This is a genomic window from Pararhizobium sp. LjRoot238 (assembly GCF_964252955.1).
Classification (GTDB): Bacteria; Pseudomonadota; Alphaproteobacteria; order Rhizobiales; family Rhizobiaceae; genus Pararhizobium.
Map to the genome: position 1 here is coordinate 2460722 of NZ_CAXUPP020000001.1, position 25911 is coordinate 2486632.

The window sequence follows — 25911 nt, forward strand, 5'->3', positions numbered from 1 at the left end:
GGCCAGATCCTTCAGGCTGCCGCGGTGATGTCGAGCCGGGCGAGGTTTTCCATGATTGAGCGCCATTCCGGGCGCTCGGCGAAGCCTTCCTTGCGCTTGCCGAAGAACTGGATGACCATTTCGCCCTTGGCGTCGAGCGCTTCCAGCGAGGTGACATGGCCGTCGGCCGTCGGCTTGCGAACAGCCCAGATCTCGGCGAGATGGTCCCTGCGCAAGTGCAGGTGGAAGGTCGGGTCCATGATGTTGAGCCACGGACCCATCGCCTGGATGTTGGCGAGTGGTCCGGAATGGATCTGGATAGTGCCGTGATTGCCGACGAAGCACATGATCGGCAGCTCGACCTTGGCGGATTCGCGCATCATCTCTTCCACGGCTTCCGGCTGCAGTTTCCAGGCGAAATCCTCGCCGATCGATTGCAACGCCTGGCGGCGGCCGAGTTTCAGCTTGCGCAAGAGGCCATGGAACTGATGGGTGTCGGTCATCCTGCTCCACTGGTCGCGTAGCGCCCCAACGTCAAGGGCTGCGTTCTCGCCGTCGGAGATGCTCTCAACGGCAGCTTGGGGGACGAATTCCTGCGATTGGTCTTCCAGCCTGAAGGCTTCGACGATGTGCTGGTATGCGTCGAGGTTCGAGGCGGAGCGCAGATGCACCTTGTGGACGGCGGTTCCCTGCTTGTCGAAGAACTGCAGGCTGCAGCGGACAGTGTCGCCATCGGTTTTCGTCACCGCAAAGCCATGTGCCCAGGCGCCCGGGAAAATGCGCAGGTCGATGTTCTCGCCGAGCACGATCGAGGAATTCTTGCCGGGCTTGATGTTCTCGAACACGCCGATCTTCTCGTGAACGGCGCTTTCGTTGCGGGTCAGCGCCATGACTTCGCCGAGTTCGGCGGCGCGATCGAGGAAACGGTTGGCGTCCCCGTCGATCCGAACAGCGGTCAGCCCGCATTCGGCGGCGACGAGGGCCGCTTCCGAAATGCCCAGCTGAGCGGCAATATCACGTTCGCGCATCTTTGGGTTGGCTGCCCGGTAGGCGCGAATTTCGGACGGGGTCGGGCGGGTCGTTTGGGTCATGTGAATGGCCTATTTGTTCAGGATAAGTTTGCCCTGGCGGGTAATTTTCATGCGGTAGATGGCGCCGTCATGCGAGATCAGGATTTCGTTTTCGCCGCGAAAGAGTTCGCGGCTCTCAACGACGCGCTGCGTCTGGCTGGCCGGCAAGGAAGCCGATGCGGCATCTGGATGGTTCGGTGTCACAGGCTTCTTGTCCTGATCATGTCGGCCGAAAACCGGGGATTGCTCCCCTTCTCAAGCCGGGTCATTGCGATTAGTATCTTGACTTCATTACTCATCTTTTATTATGGACGCAATACAGGATTTTTCTAGTCAAGTTTAATTTGCCGGGCCGAAATCACGTGCCGGCGGTGAAGCCGTCCGAACGGTTTTCATCCGCGGCCGCGACACCAATCTCAGAGAGTGGATAGACAATGATGAAATTCGATCGACTGCTGCCCTTGGCCCTGTTTGCCGCCGTCTATCCGGGCACGGCCGCTCTGGCTCAGGATGCCGGGACGTCCGGCAATCTGACGGTCGAGATCAATGATCTGGCGTCGTCCGACAAAGGCTGCAAGCTGACATTCGTGGCCGGCAATGGCTTGGCGCAATCGCTTTCCAAGGTCTCCTTCGAATTCGTGCTCTTCGATGAAAAGGGCCTTGTTGAGCGGATGGCGGTTCTCGATTTCCGCGATCTGCCAGCGGGCAAGACCAAGGTTCGCCAGTTCGACCTTTCAGGAACGAAATGCGAGGCTGTGAAGAGCCTCTTGATCAACGATGCCCCGGTCTGTGACGGCGAGGGCGTCACCAAGGACGCATGCATGAGGGTGTTGAAGACCGGATCCAAGTCGTCCGTCGAATTGAAGGGCTGATGCGGTTCTCGCATCGGTATCTGTGATGAACAATACGGTAAAATGGACCGGTGCGATCGTCCTTTCGCTGCTGGCGCATGCAGGTGCTGCCAAGCTGTTCGAGCCCGGCGAAAAACCGCCGGAGCAGGCCATGGTCGCGGGCGGCGAGGCCATGGAAGTTGCGGTGCTCGGCAATGCCTTCGAGGAAATGATCCAGGCGGGCGATCCCACCGAAGCGATCGAGCCGGAGGAAGTTGAACCCGAAGAGGTTGAACCAACGCCCGTAGAGGTGGCGGAAGTGCCGCCGATCCAGTCCGAGATCACGGCCGAGTCCCCGAGCGACATCGTGCCAACCGAGGCCGATGTGATCCTTCCGGCAGAGGAAATCTCGCCGGTCGTGGCGGAACAGCCGGAAATTACGGCAACGGTCGCGCCGGCGGAAACGGTGATTCCAGAAGAGAAGCCGGAAGAGGTTGTAGAGCCGGAGCCGGAAAAGAAGCCGGAGGCGAAGAAAGAGCCTGAGAAGGAAAAGCCCAAGAAGAAGCCTGTCAAGAAAAGGGCGGGGGATGCGGGCAAGCAGATGGAATCCGTGAAGAAGGGACAGGCAGATGGAGTCGAGAACGCTGTCGCCACTTCCAGCACGGGCAAGAAGGGGGCGAAATCGCAAGCGTTCGGCAATGCGGCTGAGAGCAACTACAAGGGCAAGGTTCGGTCCAAAGTTCAGCGCCATTTCCGCTACCCGAAGTCCGCCGACCGCGCTGGCGTGAGCGGAACGGTTACGGTCAGCTTCACGGTTTCGTCCAGCGGCGGCGTCAGCGGCGTCAGAATCGTCAAAGGTTCCGGGTCGCCGGTTCTCGATGAGGCTGCCCTGAATGCCGTGCGCGGGGCAGAGCCGTTCCCCAAAATTCCAGAAGGCGCTAACCGAAGCAGTTGGCCCTTTGTCCTTCCTCTGCAATTCGGCCGCTAGTCATACGCAACGCGCGATGCCGCCCCGAGTTGGGGCAGGTCATTTTAAAAATATGAGGAAAATAGTCATCTTTATACTTTACTCTTTTTATCAAGTTAAATAGGGTCCTCGCACAATCAGCCGGACGGCGATACCGAAACAAAGCGGAGACTGACATGGGTGACAAACGGCATCAGCTCAAGCCGAAGCAGAAGCAAGGCCGGGAGGCGGAAGAGCGCAATGCGCAGGCTGCTGCCGGAACGCAGAAATCGAAGCTTGAAGGCCGCAGCTTCCTTTATGTCGGTGGGCGTGATTGCCAGGTGGCGCATTTGCGCCAGATCGCCAGCTCCCATGGTGCCGAACTGATCCATCACGATGGCGGACTGCGCGAGGCGGTTTCCCGCATCGACAATATCCTTCCGTCGGTCGACTGTGTGTTTTGCCCCATCGACTGTATCAGCCATGACGCGTGCCTCAGGGTAAAGACCGGCTGCAAGAAGTGGGGCAAGGCATTCGTGCCGCTCCGCAACGGCAGCAAGTCCAGCCTGGAGCGTGCGTTTCTGGATCTGAAGGCGAGCCGAAACAACGCCGGCTGATCGTCACAGGTCGATTTTCCGGGCGCGGTTTCGCGTGTCCGGTTCCCGCGGAGATGAAGATGAAAAACGAGCGTCCCGATCAGTTCACGATGATCGGCCTGCACAAGCTGGCATCGCAAATCGGCGACGGGCTGGTTCCGGAACTTTACGAACTGCTGTCGCGCCGCTCGCGCCTGCTGGAAGACAATCCGAACGTCACGGAGTTTCCTGCCCGGCAGCCGCGTCCGCCAGCTCGCAATGCATTCGGGGTTGCGCCTGAGCCCAGGGACAATATTCTGCCGTTTCCATCGAGCGCGATCGCCGCCGCGCGCACCAAGGGCAGGGTTTGAAGGGACGTGAAAATGTATTTTGCCATGAACCGGTTCAAGATCGCCATCGGCCACGAAGAGGCATTCGAAACCGTCTGGAAAGGCCGCGATTCCAGCCTTGCCGAAGTGCCGGGTTTCAAGGAATTCCGGCTTCTACGCGGTGAGACCCTTGCCGACGAAGGCTATACGCTGTTCGTGTCGAGCTCGATCTGGGAAAGCCGCGACGCCTTTGTTGCCTGGACCAAATCGGAAAATTTTCGCGCGGCGCACAAAAGCGCTGCCGATAACCGTGCGATGCATCTCGGGCCGCCGAAATTCGAAGGATTCTCCGTCGTCGAGGGGGCTTGATGCCTGCGATTTCGGACGAGGGCTGTGTCAAGGGTTTGCTGGTCCTGCCTTGAGCCGACCGGCTAAGCTGCCGCGCGCTTGAAGAACGCGCCGGCCGAGACAGCGAGCCAGCCCAGCATCATCAGCATGCCGCCCGTTGGGGCCGACATCGGAAAGAGGCCGTGGCCGAGGAAATGCCGCGCGGTCAGATCGGCGGCAAACAGGGCCGTGCCGGCGGAAAGCAGGAGCGCGGCCAGCGCCGCCGTCCGCATCATCGGCCAGGCGGCATAGAGAGCGACGAGGGCAGGGGCGTGCGCCAGGCACATCGCCGAGGCGCCGCCGAGCAGGCGCGGATCCGCCCCATGCGAGGCAGCCGCGGCGCTGACGACGCCAAACAGTCCCATCAGTCCGGCAACACAGAGGATTGCCGGTCGCAACTGGCCGTTCTGCATGCTCTATTCGTCCTTGTTCTGCATATGGTGGGCAAGCCGCGTCACCGGCTCCAGGATGATCGACCGCAACTGCAGGTGCGGCACGGTTTCTTCGAGCGCCCGGGTGAAGCAAAGGAGCCACTCGTCGCGCTCCTGCGGACCGATCGCTGCTACAAAATGGCGCCGCCGCAACATGGGGTGGCCGCGCTTGTCAGTATAGAGCGGCGGCCCGCCGAGCCAGCCGGTGAGGTATTCGTAGAATTTCTCTTCGCTGCCGGAGAGATCGGCCGGATGCACGGCGCGGCAGCGGGCCGCTTCCGGAAGCGTGTCCATCAGCTCGTAAAAGCGATGTGTCAGCGTCCGCACCGTGCCGCCGCCACCGATCGCATTGTAAAGTGTTTCCGTCTGCGCGTCCGTCATCACACTGTCCTTGATTGTTGTCACTTCTAACGCGTCGGACTTTTCCGTTCCAATGGTTTTCACGGCGGCGGACGCGTTGCGGCGATTGATCGCGCTTTGCCGCAGGTTCACAAATTTTCTTGACAAACCGTCCAGACGGTATCTTATAGAGACATGTCTATCGCTCATCATCGCCGGAAACAACCAGAACGCGTTCGCCAGCAATTGCTGGAGGTTGCCGCGCGCCTGTCTCTGGAGCAGGGCACGGGGGGCGTGACGCTGGACGCGGTGTCGCAGGCAGCAGGCGTCAGCAAGGGCGGATTGCTGCATCACTTCCCCAACAAGATGGCGCTGCTGGATGGATTGTTCGACGATCTGACCGGCAAGCTCGACCGGACGATCGCCGAGGAAATGCGCAACGATGCCGTCGCGCATGGGCGCTTTACCCGCGCCTACCTCTCCTGTGTCTTTGCGCTGCAGGACGAGGCCGATGCGCAGGGTTGGCAGGTGCTGACCATCGCGCTTCTGTCCGAGCCGCAATTGCGGGCGCGCTGGCGGCAATGGGTGGCGGATCGCGCTGACGAGTATGTCGGCACCGATTCGTCGGCCGGATGTCTGCTTGCGCGGCTTGCCGCCGATGGTCTGTGGCTGGCGGACATTCTCAAGAGCCACGACATCGATCAGCCCACGCGCCAGGTGATGCGGGCGCAGCTGATCAATCTTTCCCAGCAATAACCCGACGTCGGAGCGCCAGATGAACCCTACCATGCTCTATGCCATGCTCGTGCTCGCCATCGTGTTCGAAGTGCTTGGCACGTCGGCGATGCAGGCCGCCCAGCATTTCACCAGGCTGCTGCCGACGCTGGTGATGGTGATCTGCTACGCCGTCGCCTTCTATTTCCTCTCCTATACGCTGAAGGTTATTCCCGTCGGCATTGCCTATGCGATCTGGAGCGGGCTCGGCATCGTGCTGATCTCTGTTGCCGGCTATGTCGTCTTCGGTCAGAAGCTTGATTTTGCGGCTGTTCTTGGCCTCGGCCTGATCATCGCCGGGGTTGTCGTGCTCAATATCTTCTCGAAAGCCACCTTCCACTAGTTAAGCATCGCCGCTTGGCTCGCGCTCAAAGGCGGTTTGGCGCGAGCCACGCGATCTGCGAGCAGAAGGCCGGTGGTTCCTCCGTGTGAGTTCGACGGGTCCACCGCCGATCGGCAGTTGTCAGTGAGCTGTCTGCGAATGCTCGCCGCCGGGCTGTGAGATGCCGCTCAGCGCCTCGCCCGTTTCGGCCATCGCGCCATGCGTGGCGATGTCGCCGAGCGAGATAATGCCGACGAGCCGCTTGTCACGATTAAGCACTGGCAGGCGCCGTATCTGAAGGGCGCTCATGGTGTGAAGCACATCGTCTACGTCTTCGTCGTCGAAGCAGTATCTAACGTCGGTGCTCATCACATCGCGGATCTTCGCCTCGGGTCCTTTGCCCTCGGCAACACCGCGGATGGCGATGTCGCGATCGGTGATCACGCCGACCAGCCGGTCATTCTCGCCCACCGGCAGAACGCCGGCATCGAGACGTCCCATTGAAAGGGCGGCGTCCCGTAATGTCTGCTCAGGATCGGCAATCTGAACGTCTTTGGTCATGCAGTTGCTAACTCTCATGGTAATCTCCCTTGAGTTTCGGTGCCCCGCCAATTGCTGATGGTGAACGAATGAACGCACGCCGATCGGAAATGTTCCATTTTCATGCGAGACGACTCCCGTTTCGTCGAAGGTGGTTCAGTTCGGTTAGAAAACAGTCAGCTTTCTAGCGAGGCGGGTACCCGCGGCATAAGCGACCATTGCCTTTGCGTCAGCCTGAAGGGAATTTCAAACCGACAGGCTGACAAACCGTTCACACCCCGGATTTCCACTTGCAAAAGTGTTCCGCTGGTTCTATCGCTTCGAATTGAAAGCGGTTTCAATTTTATCGAATGCTGATCGATGAAACGAGGAAGAGGATTGGTCATGACCATCAAGGCAGTCGTGTGGGGAGAGAATATCCACGAGCAGACAAACGCGGCCGTGCGGGGAATCTACCCGAACGGCATGCACAACACGATCGCTGCGGCGCTCAACACCGACGTCGGCATCGAGGCGACGACGGCGACCCTGCAGGAGCCTGAACATGGGTTGACGGTCGAGCGCCTGGCAAAGACCGATGTCCTGCTCTGGTGGGGCCACAAGGATCACGGCGCGGTGGCCGACGAGATCGTCGAGCGCGTCGCCAGGCGCGTCTGGGAAGGCATGGGCCTGATCGTGTTGCATTCCGGCCATTTCTCCAAACCGTTCAAGCGGCTGATGGGAACCCCTTGCGCCCTGAAATGGCGCGAGGCGGGCGAGCGCGAGCGGGTCTGGGTGATCAACCCACGCCATCCGATCGCCGAGGGGCTGGACGAGAATTTCGTGCTGGAGAACGAGGAAATGTACGGCGAGCAATTCTCCGTACCGGAGCCGCTCGAGACCGTGTTCATCTCCTGGTTCGCCGGTGGCGAAGTGTTCCGCTCGGGCCTGACCTGGCGGCGGGGCGCCGGCAACATCTTCTATTTCCGCCCCGGTCACGAGACCTATCCGACCTATCACGATGCCAACGTCCACAAGGTGCTGCGCAATTCTGTGCGGTGGGCCTACAACCGCCAAGGCACCTACAGCGCCATCCACGATGCGCCGAACGTGCCGGTCGAAGAGGCGCTGGAGCCGATCGTCGAGCGCGGGCCGAAGCTGCATCAGGCCGGCGAACAGGGGTACAAGTGATGAAGCCTATCCGTCTTCTCATTCTCGGCACCGGCGGCATGGCCAACACCCATGCCATGAATTTTGCGACCATCAAGGGTGTGCAACTCGTTGCTGCGGTCGATGTCGATCTCGTCCGGGTGCAGGCCTTCGCGCTGCGCCATGAGATCACCAATAGCTTCACCTCGCTCGACGAGGCAATCGCCTGGGGCGGTTTCGACGCGGTCGCCAACGTGACGCCGGACAAGATCCACTATCCGACGACGCTGAAGCTTCTGGCCGCCGGCAAGCACGTGCTCTGCGAAAAACCGCTGGCCGAGGACTATGCCAAGGCCGACGAGATGGCGGCTGCGGCGGAGAGATCCGGCCTGGTGAACATGGTCAATCTCAGCTACCGCAATGTCGCGGAAATCCAGAAGGCGCGTCAGATGGTGCTCGCCGGCGAGATCGGCAAAGTCCGCCATATCGAGGCCTCCTATCTGCAGAGCTGGCTCGTCTCCAAGGCCTGGGGCGACTGGGCGACGGAATCGCAGTGGCTCTGGCGGCTTTCGACCAGACATGGCTCAAACGGCGTCCTCGGCGATGTCGGCATACATATTCTCGATTTTGCCGGCTATGGCGCGGCGACGGATGTCGAGCATGTCTTTGCGCGGCTGAAGACCTTCGACAAGGCCCCCGGCAACCGCATCGGCGAATACGATCTCGACGCCAATGACAGCTTTACCATGACCGCCGAGTTCGCCAATGGCGCCATGGGCGTCATCCATGCCAGCCGCTGGGCGACCGGGCATCTCAACGAGCTGCGCCTGCGCATGCATGGCGACAAGGGGGCTATCGAAGTGATCCACACGCCGGACGGATCGACGCTTCGCGCATGCCTCGGCGAAGACATCGAAAAGGGGCTTTGGAAGGATGTCGACGCGGGAACCGTGCTGACCAACTACCAGCGCTTCGTCGATGCGATCAGGGCTGGCAAGACGCAGGAGCCGGGCTTCCGGCACGCGGCCGATCTGCAGAAGGTGCTCGATCTCGCCCTGCTCACGGAGAAGGAGCGCCGTGAACTCGCGGTGTGATGTCAGTCCCGCTTCGCTGCGGCTGTTGAGTTGCGGATGACCAGTTCCACCGGCCAGACCTCCCGCAGGGTCTCGGCCGGTGTTCCCTGCAGAAGCTCCAGCACCATTTCGCCGATTCGCGCACCGGCTGCACGGATCGAGGACCGCGTCGTCGATAGCGTCGGGACGAGGTGGTCGGGGCTGATATAGGGAAAGACGTCGTCATGGGCGATCAGCGAAATGTCGTCGCCCACCTTCATCCCGGCGATCCGGATGGCTCGCATCGCGCCGAGGGCCGACATCATCGAGCCGGCAACGACCGCTGTCGGTTTCCGGTCAAGCTTCAGGAAGCCCTGCATCAGCCGGAACCCCATCTCATCGGTGAACTCGCTGTTTCCCGTCAAAGCAGGGTCGATCGCGATGCCGCGCTCGCTAAGAGCGGTCTGGTAACCTTCCTGCCGGTGCTCGGCGAAAATTCGGCCGCGATAGCCGTTGAGCAACGCGATGCGGCGATGGCCGAGATCGAGCAGATGGCTGGTCGCCTGACGCACCGCACCGAAATTGTCGATGTCCAGCCAGCCGAAATTGCCGCCGGTATTGGTGCGCCCGTGCACGATGAAGGGCAGGCGCAGCGACGTGAGAAGGGCAATACGCGGATCGTCGAGGAAGGGCGAATGCAGGATGACGGCATCGACGCGCTTGCTGGCGGCGAGCCGCCGATAGGTAGCCAACTCCGCCTCTTGCGAATCGACGGTAGAGACCAGGATGTCGATCTCCTCCTGCTGCAGCCGCCCGCCCAGTCCGCCCATGAACTCGCTCGTATGCGGCCCGAACTCGCCGCCGCCCTTCAGCACGATGCCGATCGCGCCGACGCGACCGGTGGCAAGGCCGAGCGCGCTGGTATTCGGCCGATAGCCATATTCGAGTGCGGCTTTCAGCACGCGTTCGCGGGTCGCCTGCTTCACCTCGGGATAACCGCTGAGGGCGCGGCTGACCGTCGTCTGCGAAAGCTCCAGCCGGCTTGCGAACTCCTTGAGGTTCATACGGGATTTCCTGTTGTCTGCCGCAATAGTTTAGGCTGCTTTACGGCTGCGTCAAAGGGGCAATGCCGGGCACATCGTCGCGGATGCGCCGGGAGAAATCCGGTGCTGTATCCGCAGCTTGCGCCCGTGCGCTGATGGCTCCCCCTGCGCGCAACTGCTCGAGCGTCAAGCCCGGCATGAAGCCGTTCACGTCCACGATATAGGCAGGCAGATAACCCGAGAACAGCAGCCGGTAGTCAATCGGCAGGCCGGGGACGATGCGGCTGACCATCGCAAAGACGATCGTCGTGCAATTGGACGTTATCGTGCTGTAGAAGCGCGGCGTTTCGACGAGGCCGTTCGCCTCGTCGACATAGGCCATGAACAGCGAGCGCATCGCCGGCTTCTTCATGTTGATGCGGTAGAGATAGACGTCCTCCTTGCGGATATTGGTGCGGACCTTGACGATGTCGCGCTCGTCGGCAGCAATCACGCTGGTCTCGAATTCCTTGAAGAAACCGCCGATTTCCGAGAAGCTTTCATGCCGTTCCTTGCGGATTTCCACCGAGAAGGTGACAAAACTGCCATCCTCGAAACCGAAGGAGATCAGCGTATGGGCGATCGCCGGGCTCGACCAGTAGGACAACAGAAGATCGACGGTCGCCAGTTTGTCGAGATCGTAGGTCCGGTTTTCCCAGCGTACCGTGTAGTCGGTCGATGTCCGCCAGTCGAAATTCCGTACATTGGCGAGCGTCACTTCCGGACCGTTGACCACGCCCGCGGTCATCTGCCCGACCTCGTCGGCCCAGTCGCGGTTGTTGCTGGCCGGTATGGCACCCCACCAGAAGAGCAACGCGGCAATCATCACCGGATAGATCAAAGCGGCAAGCCGCGAGCGCCAGCGTAGGTAGGCAATGAGCACTGCCAGCGAGACAACGACCCATAGAGCCGCGGCTGCGAGCCTGACAGGCGAGGGGCCGGAAGCCTGATAGAAGAGGGCGACTGCCCCCCAGGCAGCAAAGCCTAGAATGGCGAGCGTGGACACGACGCGCAGGATGGCGCCGAGCAGGTGAAAGCGGGGACGTTCTTGCTGCCCGGTCATCGTGCGCCAGTGATCGCGCGAGGCGGCGCCTTGATGTTCCGAAGCTGCAGATCAGCTGTCATCGTTGAAACCCCCGTTTGTGAACAGCAAGCCCATGCCAGATTTTCGAGCAGCATGACACCCTATTTTGAATTCCCGCTGTTTTTCGGATCTCAAAATTAGCTGTTTCTTGTATACAGCAATCCGTTTGCTGTGGTGTAAGTCTTTATTCCATAAGCATTTTCGGAGTGGTGAATTTTGTCGATGCCACATTGTTATTCGCCGTGCGATTCACTAGCATCGTGTTCTTGACCAACCGGACAAAATTGGTTTTCGCCAATTTGCGCATCAGGCAGGACAGGAATTTTTGAATGCAGGCGGTTTTCGACGGGCACAATGATGTGCTGCTGCGGCTTTGGAGCAATGCCAAGAACGGCGCCGATCCGGTCCATGAATTTGTGAACGGAACGGGTGAAGGCCACATCGACGGCCCCCGCGCCAAACGGGGCGGTCTCGCCGGCGGCCTGTCGGCAATCTATATCCCGTCGGAGCATCTGGTGCTGAAAACGCCAGACGGGAATGGCCATTACAACACGCCGCTGTCCGAGCCGCTGCAGCGGCAGCCCTCTCTCGATATCGCGCTGGAATTTACCGCCATCGCCTTGCGGCTGGATCGCGCCGGAGCATGGAAACTCTGTCACTCGGTGGCAGACATCAGGGCTGCGATGGAGCAGGGCATGTTCGCCGCGGTTCTGCATATGGAAGGCTGCGAGGCAATCGGGGCGGATCTCACCGCGCTCGAAACATTCTACGCCGCCGGATTGCGCTCGCTCGGGCCGGTCTGGAGCCGCCACAATATCTTCGGCCACGGCGTGCCCTTCGCCTTTCCGATGAGCCCGGATACCGGACCCGGTCTCACGGATGCCGGTTTCAACCTTGTGCGCGAATGCAACCGCCTCGGCATCGTGATCGACCTTGCCCACATCACGGAAAAGGGCTTCTGGGATGTGGCGGCAACGACCGAGCAGCCGCTGATTGCCAGCCACTCCAACGCGCATTCGCTGACCACCGTCGCCCGCAATCTGACCGACCGGCAACTGGATGCGATCCGCGATAGCAAGGGACTGGCGGGGCTCAACTATGCGACGACGATGCTGCGGCCCGACGGCCAGGAGAATGCCAGGACGCCGCTGTCGGATATTGTCCGCCATGTCGACTACATGGTCGAGCGCATGGGCATCGATTGCGTGGCGCTCGGATCGGACTTCGACGGTGCGACTATCCCGGAAGAAATCGGCGACGCGGCAGGCAATCAGAACCTGATTGCCGCCCTCAGGGCTGCCGGATATGGTGACGCCGAACTCACGAAATTGTGTCGGGAAAACTGGTTGCGCGTTTTGGCTCAAGCCTGGCACGAGGCTGCTTGAGCCGAAAACAAAGGCCCATAACGGGCTCAAAAAAGAGGGAACAGAATGATGATGCATTCACTGAACAAGCATGTCCGAATGTTGACAACCGGCGCGGCCCTGTCGCTGATCCTCATGTCGGGCGCGCCCGCTTTCGCCGAGACGCCGGCCGATACCCTGGTCGAGGGCTGGGCGATCGATGACATCATCACCATGGACCCGGGCGAAGCCTTCGAACTCTCGACGGCGGAGGTCACGGCCAACACCTACAACTATCTCGTTCGCCTCGACCTCAACGACACTTCGAAGGTCGTTGGTGATCTCGCCGAAAGCTGGACGGTTTCTGACGACGGCCTGACCTATACGTTCAAGCTGAAGCCCGGCCTGAAATTCGCCTCCGGCAACCCCGTTACCGCCGAAGACGTTGCCTATTCCTTTGAGCGCGTCGTCAAGCTCGACAAGAGCCCCGCCTTCATCCTCACCCAGTTCGGCCTCACCGGCGACAACATCACGGAAAAGGCCAAGGCGGCCGACGAAAGCACCTTTGTCTTCACCGTCGACAAGGCCTATGCGCCGAGCTTCGTCTTGAACTGCCTCACCGCGACCGTGGGATCGGTCGTCGACAAGAAACTGGTTCTCGAGCATGTCAAGGCCGTCACGCCGTCCGACGAATACAAATACGACAATGATTTCGGCAATGAATGGCTGAAGACCGGTTATGCCGGTTCCGGCGCCTTCAAGATGCGTGAGTGGCGGGCCAACGAAGTGGTCGTGATGGAGCGCAACGACAATTATCACGGCGAGAAGGCACCGCTCGCTCGCGTCATCTACCGTCACATGAAGGAAAGCTCCGGCCAGCGACTCGCGCTGGAAGCAGGCGATATCGACGTGGCCCGCAATCTGGAGCCGGGTGATTTCGACGCAGTGTCGAAGAATGCCGATCTCGCCACCACCAATGCGCCGAAGGGCACGGTCTATTATTTCAGCCTTAACCAGAAGAACCCCAATCTCGCCAAGCCGGAAGTGGCTGAAGCCTTCAAGTATCTGGTCGACTATGACGCGATCGGTTCGACCCTGATCAAGGGCATCGGCGAGATCCACCAGACCTTCCTGCCGAAGGGCGTTCTCGGCGAACTCGATGAGAACCCCTACAAGCTCGATGTCGCCAAGGCCAAGGAACTGCTCGCCAAGGCCGGTCTCGCCGATGGCTTCTCGGTGGCCATGGACGTGCGCAACACCCAGCCGATCACCGGCATTGCCGAATCCATTCAACAGACGCTCGCCCAGGCCAACATCAAGATGGAAATCATTCCGGGCGACGGCAAGCAGACGCTGACCAAGTACCGCGCCCGCACGCACGACATCTATATCGGCCAGTGGGGCCAGGATTACTTCGATCCGAACTCGAATGCCGAGACCTTCACGGTCAATCCGGACAATTCCGACGAAGGCAAGGTGAAGACGCTCGCCTGGCGCAACACCTGGAACGTGCCGAAGGAATGGACGGAACAGAGCAAGGCTGCCCTGCTCGAGAAGGATGCCGCCAAGCGCGCCGAAATGTACAAGGATCTTCAGAAGAAGGTGCTCGCAAACAGCCCGTTCGTGATCATCTTCCAGCAGACGGAAGTCGCCGGCTATCGCGGCAATCTGAAGGGCTTCAAGCTCGGACCGAGCTTCGACACCAACTACGTCTTCAACGTCTCCAAGGAATAGGCCGGAGACGGCCGGTGACACTTCCTGAAACCACACAACTGGCCGGGCGCAGACGCGCCCGCGCCAATGGCTTGGCGGGAAGCGCGCTGCGTTTCCTGGTCATCATCGTCACGACCTATCTCGGCCTGCTAGCCGTGACCTTCTTTATCGGCCGCGTCATTCCGATCGATCCGGTGCTTGCCATCCTCGGCGACCGGGCGCCGGCGCACGTCGTCGAGCGGACTCGGGAACTTCTGGGTTTCAACAAGCCGCTCTACCAGCAGTTCTTCATCTACGTCCGTGATGCGCTGACCGGCAATTTCGGCACCTCTGTGCTGACCACCAATCCCGTCATGACCGACATCCGCCGCGTCTTTCCCGCCACCCTGGAACTCGCGACCCTGGGCACGATCATCGGCAGCCTGTTGGGCGTGCCGCTCGGCGTGCTGGCCGCCGTCAAGCGCGGCTCGATCGCCGACCAGATCGTCCGTGTCATCGGCCTTGTCGGCTATTCGGTGCCGATCTTCTGGTTGGCGCTGCTTTCGCTCTTGTTGTTTTATGCCCGGCTGAAATGGGTTGCCTTTCCCGGTCGCATCGACATCGTCTACGAATACAGTTTTACGCCGGTGACCGGGCTTTATCTCATCGACTCCCTCTGGCAGGGACAGTGGGACGTTTTCCGCGATGTTTTCCGTCACATCATCCTGCCCGCAGGCCTGCTCGGCTATTTCTCACTTGCCTATATCAGCCGCATGACCCGCAGCTTCATGCTGAACGAACTGGGGCAGGAATATATCGTCGCTGCGCGCGCCAAGGGCCTTTCGGAAACCCGCATCATCTGGGCGCACGCGCTGCGCAATGCCGCGGTGCCGCTGGTGACCGTGATTGCGCTCTCCTATGCCGGCCTGCTCGAAGGATCGGTGCTGACAGAGACGGTCTTTGCCTGGCCGGGGCTTGGTCTCTACATCACCAATTCGCTGCAGAACGCCGACATGAACGCCGTGCTGGGCGGCACGATCGTCATCGGCTCGGTGTTCATCGCCATCAATATCCTGTCCGATCTTCTCTACCGGACGCTTGACCCGAGGACGCGCGCGCGATGAGCGAGATCAGGCAAGCCACCCCCCAGGCCACTTCGATGAGCCGCCGCGAATGGCTGATGTCCGACCGGCCGCAATCACGCCTGCAGGCGCGTCTCGGCCGAGCCTATATGACCTGGTGCCGGTTTTCGGCCAACAGGCTGGCCGTCGCAGGGCTCGGCATCATCCTGTTGCTCATTCTGGTTGCGGTCTTCGCCGATACGCTGGCGCCGCATTCGCCGGTCATCGGCAATCTTGCCGGCGCGCGGCTGCTGCCGCCGGGAAGCGAAGGCTATCTGCTCGGCACCGACGATCAGGGCAGGGACATCCTCTCCCGCCTGCTGCATGGATCGCGACTGACCCTGCTCGTCATCGTTCTCGTTGCGATCATCGCTGCCCCCATCGGCCTGCTGGTCGGTGCCGTCTCCGGCTATGCCGGCGGTTGGGTCGATGCGGTCTTGATGCGGATCACCGATATCTTCCTTGCGTTTCCGAAGCTGGTGCTGGCGCTCGCTTTCGTTGCCGCCATGGGCCCGGGCATCCAGAACGCCATCATCGCGATCGCCATCACGTCCTGGCCGCCCTATGCGCGCATCGCCCGCGCCGAAACGCTGACGGTCCGCAATTCCGACTACATTGCTGCCGTCCGGCTGATGGGCGCATCGCCCTTCCGCATCGTTCTGCGCCACGTCATGCCGATGTGCGTGTCCTCGCTGATCGTCCGCGTCACCCTCGATATGGCCGGCATCATCCTGACGGCTGCAGGCCTGGGCTTTCTTGGTCTCGGCGCGCAGCCGCCGTTGCCGGAATGGGGCGCGATGATTGCGTCGGGCCGCCGCTTCATCCTCGACCAATGGTGGGTTGCCACCATGCCCGGCATCGCCATCCTCATCGTCAGCCTTGGTTTCAACCTGCTTGGCGACGGTTTGCGCGATGCGCTCGATCCGAGGGAGAGCGGCCAATGAACCCGATGTTGACGGTCGACGATCTCAGGGTCTCGTTTCCGACCCGTACCGGGCTGATCGAGGCGGTGCGCGGCGTTTCCTTTACGCTTGGCCGCGAGCGTCTCGGCATTGTCGGCGAAAGCGGATCGGGCAAATCGCAGACGGGCAGAGCGATCATGGGGCTGACGCCCGCGCATGCCCGCATCTCGGCGAAGGCGCTCGACTTCGACGGCACCGACCTGTTGACCGCGCCCGCAAAAGTTCGGCGAGCCTTGCGCGGCAGCCGCATTGCCATGATCCTGCAAGACCCGAAATACTCCCTGAACCCGGTGATGAGCATCGGCCGCCAGATTGTCGAGACGCTACGGACGCACGAGAACGTCAGCAAGCGCGAGGCCCGCGACCGCGCGATCGCCATGCTGGAGGCGGTGCAGATCCGCGATGCGGGACGCGTCTTCGACCTTCATCCGCACGAGGTGTCCGGCGGCATGGGACAGCGCGCCATGATCGCCATGATGTTGATCGCCGGTCCCGAACTGCTGATCGCCGACGAGCCGACCTCGGCGCTTGATGTGACGGTCCAGCTCGACGTGCTCGGCATCCTCGACAAGCTCGTCTCCGAACGGGGCATGGGCTTGATTTTCATCTCCCATGATCTTCGGCTCGTCTCGTCCTTCTGTGACCGCGTCATCGTCATGTATGCCGGCAGGATCGTCGAGGAGATCGCGGCCGCCGAACTGGCGAACGCGAAACATCCCTACACGCAGGGACTGCTTAATTGCATGCCCACACTCGGAACAGACCGGCATCCGCTGCCGGTCCTCGACCGCAAGCCGGAGTGGGCGGCATGACGGCGGCGATCTCGGCGGAAAACCTGACCGTCTCCTACGACGACTTTCTGGCGCTCGACAATGTCAGCATCGACGTGGCACCTGGCGAATCCTTCGGTCTCGTCGGCGAATCCGGATCGGGAAAATCGACGCTACTGCGGGCTATTGCAGGGCTTGCGCCTGTGATCGGCGGAAAGATCCTGCTCGACGGCAAGGCGCTGGATGCGCGGTATCGCGACAAGGCCTTCTATCGCCGGGTCCAGATGGTCTTTCAGGATCCCTATGGCTCGTTGCACCCCCGCCAGACCGTCGATCGCCTGCTACAGGAACCACTCGCCATTCACGGAGTACAAGATGCCGAACGCCGTATCCTGCGCGCGCTCGACGAAGTCGGCCTCGGCTCTTCCTTCCGCTTTCGATATTCACACCAGCTCTCCGGCGGCCAGCGCCAGCGCATCGCCATAGCCCGCGCTCTCATCATCGAGCCACAGGTCATGCTCCTCGACGAGCCGACATCTGCACTCGATGCCTCGGTACAGGCCGAGGTCCTCAACCTGCTCGAACAGATCCGACGCGACCGCAGGCTCACCTACATCATGGTCAGCCACGATCTCGGCGTCGTCACCCATATGTGCGAGCGCCTCGCCGTGATGAAGTCGGGCAAGGTGGTCGAGCGGCTGTCATCCCCCGACCTCGTCGCGGGGCGGATCAGCGAGAGCTACACGAAGAACCTGATGGTCGCGAGCAAGGGGTTTGTACGGGCAGCGGCCTTGGCCTGAGTTGCAGCATACTTCACCTTGTCTCCCGATGTGTCCCGAACCGCGCCTTGCACCGTACATCAGAAAGGCGCAATATTTGTCCTGCTGGGGCAGGGGTCATCTTGGGAGGAGCGAATCATGAACGATATGAGCCTCATGAATCTGCAGGCAGGAAAGACATGGGTCGGCGCGGCAGCCATCGAGGCGCTTGCGGCGCGTCTGCGCGGGAAGGTGCTGGACGTCAGCGATGCCTCCTATGACGAGGCGCGGACGATCTGGAATGCGATGGTCGACCGCAGGCCGGCGCTGATCGTGCAGTGCGCCGGGGCGGCAGACGTGGTCAACGCGGTGCGATTTGCAAGCGATAACAAGCTGCTCGTCTCGGTGCGCGGTGGAGGGCACAACATTGCCGGCAACGCGGTCTGTGATGGCGGCGTGATGATCGACCTGTCGCCCATGAAGTCGGTGCGTGTCGATGTCGCGGCAAAGCGGGCATGGGTCGAACCGGGGGCGACGCTCGCCGATGTCGACAAGGAAACCCAGTCTTTCGGGCTGGCGGTGCCGACCGGGATCAACTCGACGACCGGCATTGCCGGCCTGACACTTGGCGGCGGATTCGGCTGGATCACGCGCAAGTTCGGCCTGACGATCGACAACCTCGTTTCGGCAGATGTCGTGATGGCGAATGGTGAATTGGTGCGTGCAAGCCTGACGGAAAACAGAGACCTGTTCTGGGCTCTCAGGGGCGGCGGCGGGAATTTCGGCATCGTCACGGCGTTCGAGTTTCAACTCCACGAACTCGGCCCGCAGGTCCTCTCGGGCCTCGTGGTGCATCCGTTCGCCGATGCGCAGACGGTTCTTCAGCAATACCGGCAGGCTCTCGAAACGGCGCCGGATGAGCTTACCTGCTGGGTGGTCATGCGGCAGGCGCCACCGCTGCCGTTCCTTCCGCAGGAGTGGCATGGCAAGGAAGTTTTGGTTCTCGCCATGTGCTACTGCGGCGATATGGCGGAGGGCGAGAAGGCGACGCAGCGGTTGCGCTCGATCGGCAAACCGATTGCCGATGTCGTCGGTCCCAACCCGTTTACCGGCTGGCAGCAGGCATTCGATCCCCTGTTGGCGCCCGGCGCCCGCAACTACTGGAAGAGCCATGATTTCATCGAGCTTTCAGACGCAGCGATCGGGATCCTGGTCGATGCGATCGGCAAGCTGCCCGGACCGGAATGCGAGATATTCATCGGTCACGTCGGCGGTGCCGCCGGCCGCGTTGCCACCAGTGCAACAGCCTTCCCGCAGCGGAATTCGCATTTCGTCATGAATGTTCATGCGCGTTGGCGCGAGCCGGGAATGGACCCGGCATGCATCGGCTGGGCGCGCCAACTCTTCGAAGCAGCAAAGCCTTATTCAGCGGGAACGGCCTACATCAACTTCATGCCCGAAGACGAGGTCGACCGCGTCGAGGCGGCCTATGGTGGCAACTACAAACGGCTTTCGGAGATCAAGCGACAATGCGATCCGCAAAACCTGTTCCGCATGAACCAGAATGTCAGGCCGGTGGAGGAGAGGCGGATGATGTGAGCTGGTGCAACTGACTGGGTTTATAAATTTGGCGGCCGGAGAGATGAAACTGGGAACCGCTCGATTCGAAGCGATCGGCCGACCCATTTGTGCCGGTCGCCGTCACGGCGATCTCGCTGTGACAGCAAGCCGGACATCCGGTCAACCGAACCGAGCCGCCGCTTGCGTTTTGCGGCTGTCCATTCATCGTTGACTTCGCGGGTGATGAGAGGAAAATGTCCTTTTATGCGTCACCAAGCAACATAAGAGGTGCCTACGATGACGATCGCAAGGAAACTTCAAGACTATATCGACGGCGAGGGTATCGCCTATGACACCGTCGCGCATCACCGCACGGCCACAACCAGCCAGTCAGCGCAAGCGGCCCATGTTCCGGGCAACAGGCTGGCCAAATCCGTGGTCGTACATCACGAAATGGGGTACGTCCTAGCCGTTGTCCCGAGCACGCACCGGATCGAGCTCTCCACATTGCAGGATGTGATGAACAGGCGTCTTGGTCTCGCCTCGGAGGAAGAGGTCAGCTCGCTTTTCGCCGACTGCGACATTGGGGCGGTGCCGCCCATCGGATCGGCCTACGACGTGCCGGTGATCCTCGACGAAAGCCTCGGCAACGCCAGCGACGTCTATTTCGAGGGCGGTGATCACAGGACATTGGTGCATGTCAGCGGACCTAACTTTCGCAGCCTGATGAAGGGTGCGCAGGTCGCCCGCTTCAGTCACCTGCCGTAAACGGGACGACCCTGGGGCGCGCGCGCCGCTTTGGCCGGTGCGGAGTTGATGCCTGCGGCGGTGGCCCAGGCAGCCCGGCCTCATGTGCTTATGAGCCAAAGAGCGTAACGGACGCCGCGCTTCCACTTGCGGTGATGAAATCTCTTGGTTTGCCTCTGGAGGGATTTTTCCATTGATTTCATTGATATTTTTTCGGTTCTGTCAAAAAGTTTCCATGATGGTTCCACCACCACTCCTCCCACCTCATCGCTTCATATGAGCACTCAGAGGATACGACGGACAGGCGATTAATCCGGACTGAGGCTGGCTCAACCCTGGCCTAAATCTAGGCCGCAAGTTCGAGGGGGCGGCCTAGCGGTTTTGCCGAAGTAGATCGTGCTTCAGATTTTGACGAGCATGGCGGTGACGTACATGAACCCGACACCTGCGGCCAAGCCGCCAAAAGACGCAGGGGCGAGCAGGGTCTTGATGCCCTGGCCGTTCGAGCGGCCTATGAGACCGCCGACCTCGACAATCACCTGTGCGATCGCGCCGGCACCAACGGCAAGGGCGATCGCTGTCCACTGCGGCGCATAGGCGAGGCTGCCGGTCCATATGCCGATCACGGCCGGACCGCCCGCGAGCAGAGCCAACCCTACAAGGGAAAGCAGGCTTGGCTTGACCTTGAGGATGGGGGCGGCAATTCCGATGCCCTCGGTGATGTTGTGCAGGGTGAAGCCGAGGACGAGGAACGTGCCCAATCCCGCACTGCCCGCCGCGAACGCCGCACCGATGGCCAGACCCTCGCCGAAATTATGCAGGCCGATGCCAAGCGCGATGAAGGTGGCGAGCGCCAGCCCCGTCGGAGTGCCGCGGCGGCGGCCGACCGCCATCAGGACAAGGAAGCTGGCCACGGCCGTCAGAACGACCAAGACGCTGCCCTGGAAGATGGGCGCTGACGCATTGGCGAATTCCAACGCTTCCACAATTGTATCGACCAACAGGAACGCGAGAAGTCCGACGGTCAGCGCGAGCAGGAACGTCATCGTTCCCTGGCCCGCGCCACGCAGCGCCGGATAGCACATCAGGCCGATCGCGACGGGGAGAATGCCGACGAATGCCCCGAGAATGGCTTGTGACCAGAGGCTGCCGGATGTGGCAACCGGCGTCGGTACGGCGACGGCGATCTCGTGGTCGAAAGTGGCACCCGTATTGGTGACGAAAGTCACATTGTGGGTTTCTCCAAGAACCCAGGGGAAGGGGAGGCTGATCCAGGCCGTGTCGCCGCGGGCAATCGGGCCTTGCGGCTCTTGGCTGAATTCCCAGTAGGCGGCATCCACCTGGACCTGCGCGACAACCATCGGGTCCGATCCGCCGGCACGGACAAGCAACCGCAGGCCGTCGTGATCGAGGATCGTGCGCTCGATCGTCAGGTTCTCGACGGGGGGCGCGCCGTTGTTGAAGCCTTGCAGCGGGTTTGTCTGGAGCAGCCAGACGATGGCCACGGCCAGAACCGCGACCGGCAACAGCAGCCAGAGATAGCGAAAGAAGCCGGAGGCTGGAGCCGCAGCGTTGATCTTTTCGTGCATCATGACAGCGTCTCCACAACGTCGAACATGCCCATCCAGCCAAGTTCGGCGAATTCCGATTGATGCGCGTGGAACATGTAAAGCCCAGGCTCGTGGTCCTCGAAGGTGAATTCGAGAATTCCCCGCTGCGCCTGGCATTGCACGATAAGATCGACCGTCTTCAGCGTCGGCGTCAGCGTCGTTCCCTGATCGTAGTAATCGAAGAAGTTCGCATGCAGGTGGAACGAGTTGATCGGGTCGAATTCGACGATGTTGACGAGATAGATGCGGACCGGCCGGCCCTTGACGATCTTGATCGGTTCCTTCGCGTAGCAGTGCGCGACCGTGTTGCAGGCATAGAACTCGTTCTCGCCATCGAAATTCGTGTCGAAGGCGTTCATGACCATCGCCAGTTCCTGCCATCGCGCATTTTCCGGCGAGCCGAGAAGCCGCGACTTGGCGACATCCTGATGATCGGGGTGGCGTGCCGGATCGGGATCGATCACGAAGAGGCCGTACATGCCCTTGTGAAGATGGCGGGCAAGCGGCAGGGCGTGGCAGTGATAGAGGTGGCAGCCGAAGGGTTTGGCGTCGAACTCGTAGACGAACTCCTCGCCGGGGCCGATGACACCTGCGCCGGGCACGCCATCCATTCGCGCTGCATGAATACCGTGGAAGTGCAGAGAATGAGGATGCGAGCCGTTGTTTATGAGCTTGATTTTCAGGCGGTCCCCCTCGGTTGCTCGAAGGGCGGGGCCGGGGACTCGGCCGTTATAGGTCCAGGCCGGAAACATGACGCCCGGGGCGATCTCGATTTCCTTTTCCTCGACCGTGATCTCGAAACTGCGCAGCTTGCGCCCGTCCGGCAGGTCGCTCAATTCGCCCGTATACCAGTCGGTGAGCATGCTCGTCGGATCGAAGCCGTTGCTGGCGTTGTCGACCGTTCCGACGGTGATCATTGAACCATGCGCGGACCTGTGGGCGGGAGCAACGTCACCGCTCTTTGCAGTGGACGCAGCGGCACCATGATCGCCGGAATGGGCTTCCTGCGCCACCGTCGTGCTGGTGCAGATGCTCGTTGCACCCAGCGTTGCCATCCCCCCACCCAGCAGGCTTCGTCTGCTTAAGGCTGTCTGTGCCCACTTCAACATTTTAGCGGATACTCCGGTTAGCTATTTCAATGAAATAAAGCATTATATCTTGATTATAGCAAGTGCTATACCGCTCAGATGGGAGGGTGAGGACCGGCATTCGCATCAGGCGCAAACGAAGATTGAAAACATAGCAGTTGCTATGTTATCATAATCAGAATTTGAATTTTGAGCAGGCGGAATTGATTTGAACGAGCAGAATGGTCAGTCGATGGAAATCGAGAGTTCGCTTGTCGCCCCCGACACCCAGATGGAGAGCTTCAAGCAGGCGCGGCACAACCGCCGCAGCGAACTCGTGGAGGATTACGTCGAACTCATCGCCGACCTCCTCGCCGACGGGGGCGAGGCGCGGCAAGTGGATATCGCCCAACGCCTCGGCGTCGCGCAGCCGACCGTCGCCAAAATGCTGAAGCGCTTGATTGCGGAGGGCTATATCCAGCAGCGCCCTTACCGGGGTGTTTTTCTCACGGATATCGGCAAGGAACTGGCGCGCGTCAGTCGCGACAGGCACCAGATCGTGGAATCGTTTCTCCGCTCGATCGGCGTCAGCGTCGACACGGCGCGGATCGACGCGGAGGGCATTGAGCATCACGTCAGTCCTGAGACTTTGGAGGCTCTTAAAAGGTTCACGCTGGAGAGATAGGTGTAACTACGATACGAGGGCGTCTCCTTGCCGGGAGGCGGGACAGTGCCGCTGGGAGGGTCGCCGAGGTCGAGCCGACGCGAGGTGCCACGACCATCCGGACGGAGTACGGCCAGCTCGCAGTCCACATCTTCGTCGACATCGCCAACGAGAAAAAGAAATGGCGCACCGGAGAGGATGAAGCTGGGAACTGTTATATGTTTGTTCTTGCTGTATGATTTTCACATGATTCCATGACGGAACCATCTCCGCCGACCGATCAAAACGGCGAACTCCTTTTGGCAGACGAACCTATTTCGTCACTCCGAAGGTTTACTTGCCGCGCGCATGTTTGCCGATAAGCTCCGCAGCTCGAATGATGTGGGTGTCCATATGCGCCCGTGCTGCCAGAGACACCAATTCCCGCGCCATCGTATCAGCTTGCGCCGATTGCCCCTGCCGAAGGCTAACCTCCACTTGATCCGCGAGAATCGTCACCAGCAGGGCTGCAAACTTGTCCGTCTCGCGAACACAACGCTTGCGAGCTTCAACCAGCCATTCCATAGCGCGTGAAAGGTCATCCGTGGCCGCATAGGATAGCGCGAGTGCACGCGCGACGGCTGCTTCCCAACAGGGATCGCCGAGCTGGCAGCTGAGTGCGAAGGCGTTTTCAAGTTCCGGCCGAAGGGCTTTCGGATCGTTCTTTTGGCGAATCTTGGATTCACACAGAACAGAGATCGGCCATGGACGGAATGCGATCCAGCGCTGATCTTCGATCAGCGTCAGGCAATTTGTAAGCCAAAGATCGGCGTCGCCGAGACGATCGGCGGCCAACATTCCCCAGCCGCCCAGACCGAGCGACCAGATTTCCCGTCGCCGGTTTCTTGTGCCGCGGGCATATTCCAGTGAAATATTGTAATGTTCCAACCCTTCATCGACCTTTCCCCAATCGACCAGATTGAAACCCATGACGGCATGTATGCCGGCAAGGTTATCGCCGTCCTCGGCGAGTTCGACCGCCTTTGCGAGATGGACCGCCGCCGCCGGCCGTCGGCCAGCGAGCGCTTCGACATAGCCCAACTCGCGAAATCCGGCGGAAGCGATGGTGGCGGAGCCGCATTGCTGCGCGAGTTCGATGGATTGACGGAGCAGGATGGCGCCTTCGTCATCATAACCTCTGACCGAGTGAACCAGGGCAATGCCAAGTTCGAGCATGGCTTTGGCGGAAAGCTGTCGGTCTTTCAATCTCTCGGCATCAGCGACAGCGCGGCGCAGGCAATCAATTCCTGCATCGGCCGCACCGGCAGACAAGGCTGCCAAGCCAGATTCCATCAAAGAATTCACGACCGCTTCTGGCGAAACGCCGCCAGGTGGTGAGGAAATCGTTCGACGAGCGGCACTTCGAAGTGCCGCTGAGGGCTTCTCGCCAAGTTCGGCACGAAAAGTGCTCTCGGTGGCTTCAATGTGATCGAGCGCAGCCTTATACCGTCCCGCCAAGGTCAGGCTCCTCACCAGAAGAATGTGAGCGCTTTCATCGAGCGGTCCGTGTCTGGCTCCAAGCTCGGCAAGCTGGATGGCGCGGCGATGATCCCCGGCGGATAGAGCTTGTATCGTGTGTTGCCGTATCCTTTCTTCGATAAGACCAGCCGCGCGCGCGCGCTCGACCAAAAGCCAAGTCGAGAACTCGGGGCTGCATCGGGGCTCGATGCCTTCGAGCAGATTACCAGTCCTTTCGACCTCGAATTCGGCTTCTTCCAGACGCCATACATCAACGACGGTACCCTCCGGCAAATTGCATTCTATTGGATCGCCACACAGGCTTTCAGCAGAGTTGAGCGCTCGCCTTATCGAAGCCAGGCACCATCGCAAAGACCCCAGCGGGTCAACGGTCTCGGGAAATAGTTCAGCAGCCAGACTTCGCCTGTCAATTGGCCCTCTGGATAACAGAGCTCGCGCCAGTATTGCCCAGGCCTGATGACCCCGCACAGCCTGGCTTCGCCCGTTGGCGTCTAGGATCCTCGGCTTTCCAAGAAGTTGGATCTGCAAACCCATCGGATTGATCTTTCGAGCATTCGAGACCGCTGTTGCTTCATCTTGGACGCTCACCGTGTGATGAAGCGTTAGACAATCAATCATATCCAGGTCGCCGTGTCTCACGTCCGGTCCAACGGCGGCCCGCTCTTTATGTCGAGTTCATTGTAGAGAAAGGAAGAAAACGATGCCAACGTACATCATTGAGAGGAACATTCCGGGCGCCAACACCCTGAGCGCCGACGAGTTGAAGGAGATTTCGGCGAAGTCTAATGAGGTGGTAGCCGGCCTGGGCGTCCCCTACAGGTGGATCACGAGTTATGTGGCCGGAGACAAGATCTATTGCGTCCACGAAGCGGAAAGTGCCGGCGCCATCTACAAGCATGCCCGCGACGGAGGGTTCCCCGCGGACATTGTCACGGAGGTTGCGGCAGTCATCGACCCTTCAACGGGCAACGGCGTCGCGACGTCATCGGTTTGATAATTCAGGAGTCCGCGATCTGCGGGCTCCTGAATCTTTGCCATCGAAATTGAAGGAGTGATTTCGGCAGCCAGACACCATACGCCGACGGCCGCAGGCCGCCGCACCACCGGAGTACGCAGTTCTGTTATTCCGAAGTGGTAAGAAATGGCGCACCCGACAGGATTCGAACCTGTGACCTTTGGAATCGGAATCCAACACTCTATCCAGCTGAGCTACGGGTGCATCCGCGGCGGT

General features: G+C 60.6%; 29 protein-coding genes and 1 tRNA gene. 19 read left to right on the forward strand and 11 right to left on the reverse strand.

What is annotated here, in order from left to right:
- Positions 1 to 11: 11 nt before the first annotated feature.
- Entirely contained in the window at positions 12 to 1070 is a 1059-nt protein-coding gene (locus ACSQ3F_RS11935; protein ID WP_436100405.1) for a hemin-degrading factor, read from the reverse strand.
- A 9-nt stretch (positions 1071 to 1079) separates the two neighbouring features.
- Positions 1080 to 1253, reverse strand: a complete 174-nt coding sequence (hemP, locus tag ACSQ3F_RS11940; protein ID WP_436100406.1) for a hemin uptake protein HemP — start codon at positions 1251 to 1253, stop codon at positions 1080 to 1082.
- Between the two features lie 233 nt (positions 1254 to 1486).
- Here hemP and ACSQ3F_RS11945 point away from each other — a divergent pair, with 233 nt between their 5' ends.
- The 5 genes from ACSQ3F_RS11945 (at position 1487) to ACSQ3F_RS11965 (ending at position 4098) form a co-directional block, all read left to right on the forward strand.
- On the forward strand, positions 1487 to 1921 hold the full coding sequence (locus ACSQ3F_RS11945; RefSeq protein WP_436102124.1) for a hypothetical protein: 435 nt from the start codon (positions 1487 to 1489) through the stop codon (positions 1919 to 1921).
- 25 nt (positions 1922 to 1946) lie between these two features.
- Positions 1947 to 2867 carry an energy transducer TonB gene (locus ACSQ3F_RS11950; RefSeq protein ID WP_436100407.1) on the forward strand — a complete coding sequence of 307 codons (921 nt, stop codon included), beginning with the start codon at positions 1947 to 1949 and terminating at the stop codon, positions 2865 to 2867.
- 155 nt (positions 2868 to 3022) lie between these two features.
- Complete coding sequence (locus ACSQ3F_RS11955; RefSeq protein ID WP_436100408.1) at positions 3023 to 3442, forward strand: DUF2325 domain-containing protein; 420 nt, start codon at positions 3023 to 3025, stop codon at positions 3440 to 3442.
- 59 nt (positions 3443 to 3501) lie between these two features.
- Positions 3502 to 3771, forward strand: a complete 270-nt coding sequence (locus ACSQ3F_RS11960) for a hypothetical protein (RefSeq protein ID WP_436100409.1) — start codon at positions 3502 to 3504, stop codon at positions 3769 to 3771.
- A 12-nt stretch (positions 3772 to 3783) separates the two neighbouring features.
- The gene (locus ACSQ3F_RS11965) at positions 3784 to 4098 is read left to right on the forward strand and encodes an antibiotic biosynthesis monooxygenase family protein (protein WP_436100410.1); all 315 of its coding nucleotides are present in this window, start codon (positions 3784 to 3786) and stop codon (positions 4096 to 4098) included.
- Positions 4099 to 4160: 62 nt separating this feature from the next.
- Here ACSQ3F_RS11965 and ACSQ3F_RS11970 read toward each other — a convergent pair whose 3' ends face one another.
- Positions 4161 to 4529: a DUF423 domain-containing protein gene (locus ACSQ3F_RS11970; protein ID WP_436100411.1), complete on the reverse strand. Its 369-nt coding sequence runs from the start codon at positions 4527 to 4529 to the stop codon at positions 4161 to 4163.
- A 3-nt stretch (positions 4530 to 4532) separates the two neighbouring features.
- A complete protein-coding gene (locus tag ACSQ3F_RS11975; protein ID WP_436100412.1) occupies positions 4533 to 4928 on the reverse strand; it encodes a group II truncated hemoglobin in 396 nt (131 codons plus the stop codon).
- Between the two features lie 153 nt (positions 4929 to 5081).
- Between ACSQ3F_RS11975 and ACSQ3F_RS11980 the strand changes: the two genes are divergently transcribed.
- Positions 5082 to 5642 (forward strand): TetR/AcrR family transcriptional regulator, encoded by a 561-nt coding sequence (locus ACSQ3F_RS11980; RefSeq protein WP_436100413.1) that lies wholly within the window; start codon positions 5082 to 5084, stop codon positions 5640 to 5642.
- Between the two features lie 19 nt (positions 5643 to 5661).
- Positions 5662 to 6003, forward strand: coding sequence for a DMT family transporter (locus ACSQ3F_RS11985; RefSeq protein ID WP_436100414.1), 342 nt, complete (start codon positions 5662 to 5664; stop codon positions 6001 to 6003).
- A gap of 120 nt (positions 6004 to 6123) precedes the next feature.
- Here the strand turns inward: ACSQ3F_RS11985 and ACSQ3F_RS11990 are convergent, their stop codons facing one another.
- Positions 6124 to 6561, reverse strand: coding sequence for a CBS domain-containing protein (locus ACSQ3F_RS11990; protein WP_436100415.1), 438 nt, complete (start codon positions 6559 to 6561; stop codon positions 6124 to 6126).
- Between the two features lie 345 nt (positions 6562 to 6906).
- Between ACSQ3F_RS11990 and ACSQ3F_RS11995 the strand changes: the two genes are divergently transcribed.
- Both ACSQ3F_RS11995 and ACSQ3F_RS12000 read left to right on the forward strand, forming a co-directional pair.
- Positions 6907 to 7692, forward strand: coding sequence for a ThuA domain-containing protein (locus ACSQ3F_RS11995; RefSeq protein ID WP_436100416.1), 786 nt, complete (start codon positions 6907 to 6909; stop codon positions 7690 to 7692).
- Positions 7693 to 7700: 8 nt separating this feature from the next.
- Positions 7701 to 8744, forward strand: coding sequence for a Gfo/Idh/MocA family protein (locus ACSQ3F_RS12000; protein WP_436102125.1), 1044 nt, complete (start codon positions 7701 to 7703; stop codon positions 8742 to 8744).
- 2 nt (positions 8745 to 8746) lie between these two features.
- On the opposite strand, the gene ACSQ3F_RS12005 is transcribed toward ACSQ3F_RS12000, so the two are convergent.
- Positions 8747 to 9766: a substrate-binding domain-containing protein gene (locus tag ACSQ3F_RS12005; protein WP_436100417.1), complete on the reverse strand. Its 1020-nt coding sequence runs from the start codon at positions 9764 to 9766 to the stop codon at positions 8747 to 8749.
- A gap of 40 nt (positions 9767 to 9806) precedes the next feature.
- The gene (locus tag ACSQ3F_RS12010) at positions 9807 to 10847 is read right to left on the reverse strand and encodes an Lnb N-terminal periplasmic domain-containing protein (RefSeq protein WP_436100418.1); all 1041 of its coding nucleotides are present in this window, start codon (positions 10845 to 10847) and stop codon (positions 9807 to 9809) included.
- Positions 10848 to 11197: 350 nt separating this feature from the next.
- Here ACSQ3F_RS12010 and ACSQ3F_RS12015 point away from each other — a divergent pair, with 350 nt between their 5' ends.
- The 8 genes from ACSQ3F_RS12015 to ACSQ3F_RS12050 all read left to right on the forward strand — a co-directional run bounded on the left by ACSQ3F_RS12015 (position 11198) and on the right by ACSQ3F_RS12050 (position 19842).
- A complete protein-coding gene (locus tag ACSQ3F_RS12015; protein WP_436100419.1) occupies positions 11198 to 12253 on the forward strand; it encodes a dipeptidase in 1056 nt (351 codons plus the stop codon).
- 48 nt (positions 12254 to 12301) lie between these two features.
- A complete protein-coding gene (locus ACSQ3F_RS12020) occupies positions 12302 to 13945 on the forward strand; it encodes an ABC transporter substrate-binding protein (protein ID WP_436102126.1) in 1644 nt (547 codons plus the stop codon).
- A gap of 14 nt (positions 13946 to 13959) precedes the next feature.
- A complete protein-coding gene (locus tag ACSQ3F_RS12025) occupies positions 13960 to 15027 on the forward strand; it encodes an ABC transporter permease (protein WP_436100420.1) in 1068 nt (355 codons plus the stop codon).
- 35 nt (positions 15028 to 15062) lie between these two features.
- Positions 15063 to 15968 carry an ABC transporter permease gene (locus tag ACSQ3F_RS12030; protein WP_436102127.1) on the forward strand — a complete coding sequence of 302 codons (906 nt, stop codon included), beginning with the start codon at positions 15063 to 15065 and terminating at the stop codon, positions 15966 to 15968.
- Positions 15965 to 16798 (forward strand): ABC transporter ATP-binding protein, encoded by an 834-nt coding sequence (locus tag ACSQ3F_RS12035; RefSeq protein ID WP_436100421.1) that lies wholly within the window; start codon positions 15965 to 15967, stop codon positions 16796 to 16798. The genes ACSQ3F_RS12030 and ACSQ3F_RS12035 overlap by 4 nt, the downstream gene beginning before the upstream one ends.
- The gene (locus ACSQ3F_RS12040; protein WP_436100422.1) at positions 16795 to 17556 is read left to right on the forward strand and encodes an ABC transporter ATP-binding protein; all 762 of its coding nucleotides are present in this window, start codon (positions 16795 to 16797) and stop codon (positions 17554 to 17556) included. The genes ACSQ3F_RS12035 and ACSQ3F_RS12040 overlap by 4 nt, the downstream gene beginning before the upstream one ends.
- A 117-nt stretch (positions 17557 to 17673) precedes the next feature.
- The gene (locus ACSQ3F_RS12045; protein WP_436100423.1) at positions 17674 to 19113 is read left to right on the forward strand and encodes an FAD-binding oxidoreductase; all 1440 of its coding nucleotides are present in this window, start codon (positions 17674 to 17676) and stop codon (positions 19111 to 19113) included.
- Between the two features lie 258 nt (positions 19114 to 19371).
- Positions 19372 to 19842: an aminoacyl-tRNA deacylase gene (locus ACSQ3F_RS12050; protein WP_436100424.1), complete on the forward strand. Its 471-nt coding sequence runs from the start codon at positions 19372 to 19374 to the stop codon at positions 19840 to 19842.
- Positions 19843 to 20222: 380 nt separating this feature from the next.
- Here ACSQ3F_RS12050 and ACSQ3F_RS12055 read toward each other — a convergent pair whose 3' ends face one another.
- Together ACSQ3F_RS12055 and ACSQ3F_RS12060 are read right to left on the reverse strand one after the other, a co-directional pair.
- Positions 20223 to 21413, reverse strand: coding sequence for a ZIP family metal transporter (locus ACSQ3F_RS12055; RefSeq protein ID WP_436100425.1), 1191 nt, complete (start codon positions 21411 to 21413; stop codon positions 20223 to 20225).
- A complete protein-coding gene (locus ACSQ3F_RS12060; protein WP_436100426.1) occupies positions 21410 to 22540 on the reverse strand; it encodes a multicopper oxidase domain-containing protein in 1131 nt (376 codons plus the stop codon). Before ACSQ3F_RS12060 ends, ACSQ3F_RS12055 begins: the two co-directional genes overlap by 4 nt.
- 211 nt (positions 22541 to 22751) lie before the next feature.
- On the opposite strand from ACSQ3F_RS12060, the gene mntR reads away from it, so the two are divergent.
- On the forward strand, positions 22752 to 23183 hold the full coding sequence (gene mntR, locus ACSQ3F_RS12065; protein WP_436102128.1) for a manganese-binding transcriptional regulator MntR: 432 nt from the start codon (positions 22752 to 22754) through the stop codon (positions 23181 to 23183).
- Between the two features lie 312 nt (positions 23184 to 23495).
- On the opposite strand, the gene ACSQ3F_RS12070 is transcribed toward mntR, so the two are convergent.
- Positions 23496 to 25319 carry an AfsR/SARP family transcriptional regulator gene (locus ACSQ3F_RS12070; RefSeq protein WP_436100427.1) on the reverse strand — a complete coding sequence of 608 codons (1824 nt, stop codon included), beginning with the start codon at positions 25317 to 25319 and terminating at the stop codon, positions 23496 to 23498.
- A gap of 61 nt (positions 25320 to 25380) precedes the next feature.
- Here ACSQ3F_RS12070 and ACSQ3F_RS12075 point away from each other — a divergent pair, with 61 nt between their 5' ends.
- Complete coding sequence (locus tag ACSQ3F_RS12075) at positions 25381 to 25674, forward strand: DUF4242 domain-containing protein (RefSeq protein WP_436100428.1); 294 nt, start codon at positions 25381 to 25383, stop codon at positions 25672 to 25674.
- 148 nt (positions 25675 to 25822) lie between these two features.
- Here the strand turns inward: ACSQ3F_RS12075 and ACSQ3F_RS12080 are convergent.
- Positions 25823 to 25899 (reverse strand) — tRNA-Arg (locus tag ACSQ3F_RS12080).
- Positions 25900 to 25911: the final 12 nt, after the last annotated feature.

Excerpts from the sequence above, each read along its gene's own strand:
- ACSQ3F_RS11935 (WP_436100405.1), bottom strand. The coding sequence starts at position 1,070 with ATGACCCAAACGACCCGCCCGACCCCGTCCGAAATTCGCGCCTACCGG.
- ACSQ3F_RS11945 (WP_436102124.1), top strand. The coding sequence starts at position 1,487 with ATGAAATTCGATCGACTGCTGCCCTTGGCCCTGTTTGCCGCCGTCTAT.
- ACSQ3F_RS11950 (WP_436100407.1), top strand. The coding sequence starts at position 1,947 with ATGAACAATACGGTAAAATGGACCGGTGCGATCGTCCTTTCGCTGCTG.
- ACSQ3F_RS11955 (WP_436100408.1), top strand. The coding sequence starts at position 3,023 with ATGGGTGACAAACGGCATCAGCTCAAGCCGAAGCAGAAGCAAGGCCGG.
- ACSQ3F_RS11960 (WP_436100409.1), top strand. The coding sequence starts at position 3,502 with ATGAAAAACGAGCGTCCCGATCAGTTCACGATGATCGGCCTGCACAAG.
- ACSQ3F_RS11965 (WP_436100410.1), top strand. The coding sequence starts at position 3,784 with ATGTATTTTGCCATGAACCGGTTCAAGATCGCCATCGGCCACGAAGAG.
- ACSQ3F_RS11970 (WP_436100411.1), bottom strand. The coding sequence starts at position 4,529 with ATGCAGAACGGCCAGTTGCGACCGGCAATCCTCTGTGTTGCCGGACTG.
- ACSQ3F_RS11975 (WP_436100412.1), bottom strand. The coding sequence starts at position 4,928 with ATGACGGACGCGCAGACGGAAACACTTTACAATGCGATCGGTGGCGGC.
- ACSQ3F_RS11980 (WP_436100413.1), top strand. The coding sequence starts at position 5,082 with ATGTCTATCGCTCATCATCGCCGGAAACAACCAGAACGCGTTCGCCAG.
- ACSQ3F_RS11985 (WP_436100414.1), top strand. The coding sequence starts at position 5,662 with ATGAACCCTACCATGCTCTATGCCATGCTCGTGCTCGCCATCGTGTTC.
- ACSQ3F_RS11990 (WP_436100415.1), bottom strand. The coding sequence starts at position 6,561 with ATGAGAGTTAGCAACTGCATGACCAAAGACGTTCAGATTGCCGATCCT.
- ACSQ3F_RS11995 (WP_436100416.1), top strand. The coding sequence starts at position 6,907 with ATGACCATCAAGGCAGTCGTGTGGGGAGAGAATATCCACGAGCAGACA.
- ACSQ3F_RS12005 (WP_436100417.1), bottom strand. The coding sequence starts at position 9,766 with ATGAACCTCAAGGAGTTCGCAAGCCGGCTGGAGCTTTCGCAGACGACG.
- ACSQ3F_RS12010 (WP_436100418.1), bottom strand. The coding sequence starts at position 10,847 with ATGACCGGGCAGCAAGAACGTCCCCGCTTTCACCTGCTCGGCGCCATC.
- ACSQ3F_RS12015 (WP_436100419.1), top strand. The coding sequence starts at position 11,198 with ATGCAGGCGGTTTTCGACGGGCACAATGATGTGCTGCTGCGGCTTTGG.
- ACSQ3F_RS12020 (WP_436102126.1), top strand. The coding sequence starts at position 12,302 with ATGATGCATTCACTGAACAAGCATGTCCGAATGTTGACAACCGGCGCG.
- ACSQ3F_RS12030 (WP_436102127.1), top strand. The coding sequence starts at position 15,063 with ATGAGCCGCCGCGAATGGCTGATGTCCGACCGGCCGCAATCACGCCTG.
- ACSQ3F_RS12035 (WP_436100421.1), top strand. The coding sequence starts at position 15,965 with ATGAACCCGATGTTGACGGTCGACGATCTCAGGGTCTCGTTTCCGACC.
- ACSQ3F_RS12040 (WP_436100422.1), top strand. The coding sequence starts at position 16,795 with ATGACGGCGGCGATCTCGGCGGAAAACCTGACCGTCTCCTACGACGAC.
- ACSQ3F_RS12045 (WP_436100423.1), top strand. The coding sequence starts at position 17,674 with ATGAACGATATGAGCCTCATGAATCTGCAGGCAGGAAAGACATGGGTC.
- ACSQ3F_RS12050 (WP_436100424.1), top strand. The coding sequence starts at position 19,372 with ATGACGATCGCAAGGAAACTTCAAGACTATATCGACGGCGAGGGTATC.
- ACSQ3F_RS12055 (WP_436100425.1), bottom strand. The coding sequence starts at position 21,413 with ATGATGCACGAAAAGATCAACGCTGCGGCTCCAGCCTCCGGCTTCTTT.
- ACSQ3F_RS12060 (WP_436100426.1), bottom strand. The coding sequence starts at position 22,540 with ATGTTGAAGTGGGCACAGACAGCCTTAAGCAGACGAAGCCTGCTGGGT.
- mntR (WP_436102128.1), top strand. The coding sequence starts at position 22,752 with ATGGAAATCGAGAGTTCGCTTGTCGCCCCCGACACCCAGATGGAGAGC.
- ACSQ3F_RS12075 (WP_436100428.1), top strand. The coding sequence starts at position 25,381 with ATGCCAACGTACATCATTGAGAGGAACATTCCGGGCGCCAACACCCTG.